Consider the following 1,145-nt stretch of genomic DNA (forward strand, 5'->3'; position numbering starts at 1 on the left):
AATTGTCAGGTGGAGCGCCTTGTTATGCGAGGCGGCCCAAACCAGTAACACACACGTTGGGCGACCGCTAGGTGGCCCCACAGCCTAAACGAAGCGATTATACGTAAAACACTAAAACCAGATACTACCGAAAACCCAAAATAATACTACTAGAAGGTTTGGATAAAGCTTGACTTGGTACTACCTAAAAAGAAACCACTGAGAACAACGACGGGAGACATAGTGCGGACACGACTGACTGGAAATTGAATGCCACTCCCTGACTGCATCACTGCGATTTAACCTACTACACCACTGCTGGAGCGGCACAAACTAAAAAGACAATTACCACAAACCTAAAACTGACAAAGCGCTTTTTTCAATACCACGCATAACGCTGGTGTAACCTGCGCCCGAAGTGGAGCTAGTTTTGTGCAAAAATGGCCATAGGCCATGCAACAAAACCAGCGTAGCTTTGGGCGTCAGGTTGACACCCTTGTTAAATGCTTTACCATGCGCATAGACATACGCATAAACGAGGTGTTTATATGGAACCCCTGTACGATACCGAAGCCCCCAAAAAGCCTACAAACCTCACTGTAAATAGTGACTTGCTGGCAAAAACGCGCGCCTTAAACATAAACCTTTCAGCCACATTAGAACAAGCCTTAAAGCATCAGTTGGCTCAAGCCGAAGCCGCTAAATGGGCAAAAAAGAACAAAGCGGCCATTAAAGTATACAACTCCTTCGTAGAGGAGAATGGCTGTTTTGCTGACGAATACAGGGCTTTTTAATGGCTCAATTTGACGTATACCGTAACCCCAGCAAGCAGAGCAAGAAGCACTACCCGTACTTGCTTGATATTCAAAGCCCCTACATTTCGGAAATTGCAACTCGGATAGTTATCCCCTTGGGCTATGCTGTTTCATTTAAAAATGAGGCAATGACAAACCTTACACCACAAATTTCCTTTGAAGACGAACAGCTTCTTCTATTAACACCACAAATTTCTTCCGTTCCAGCAAATATCTTAAGCGACCCCGTTGGCTCTCTTTCACATTTTAGAGAGCAAATTATCAATGCCTTGGACTTCGCAATTACGGGCATTTAACGCCAAGCTCACCTGCAATTTTTGCTGTGAGCGTTTGTGTAAAATGGAGCTGCGC

At 44.9% G+C, this 1,145-nt stretch carries 2 protein-coding genes; both read left to right on the plus strand.

Translation table 11 applies throughout. From position 1 onward, the window contains the following. The first annotated feature begins 527 nt into the window (after window positions 1-527). A complete protein-coding gene (locus IDZ20_RS07865) occupies window positions 528-773 on the plus strand; it encodes a type II toxin-antitoxin system CcdA family antitoxin (RefSeq protein ID WP_045860099.1) in 246 nt (81 codons plus the stop codon). After that, window positions 773-1,090: a CcdB family protein gene (locus tag IDZ20_RS07870; RefSeq protein WP_188150885.1), complete on the plus strand. Its 318-nt coding sequence runs from the start codon at window positions 773-775 to the stop codon at window positions 1,088-1,090. Before IDZ20_RS07865 ends, IDZ20_RS07870 begins: the two co-directional genes overlap by 1 nt. The last annotated feature ends 55 nt before the right edge of the window (window positions 1,091-1,145 follow it).

Source organism: Teredinibacter waterburyi (assembly GCF_001922985.1).
Classification (GTDB): Bacteria; Pseudomonadota; Gammaproteobacteria; order Pseudomonadales; family Cellvibrionaceae; genus Teredinibacter; species Teredinibacter waterburyi.

Excerpts from the sequence above, each read along its gene's own strand:
- IDZ20_RS07865 (WP_045860099.1), top strand. The coding sequence starts at position 528 with ATGGAACCCCTGTACGATACCGAAGCCCCCAAAAAGCCTACAAACCTC.
- IDZ20_RS07870 (WP_188150885.1), top strand. The coding sequence starts at position 773 with ATGGCTCAATTTGACGTATACCGTAACCCCAGCAAGCAGAGCAAGAAG.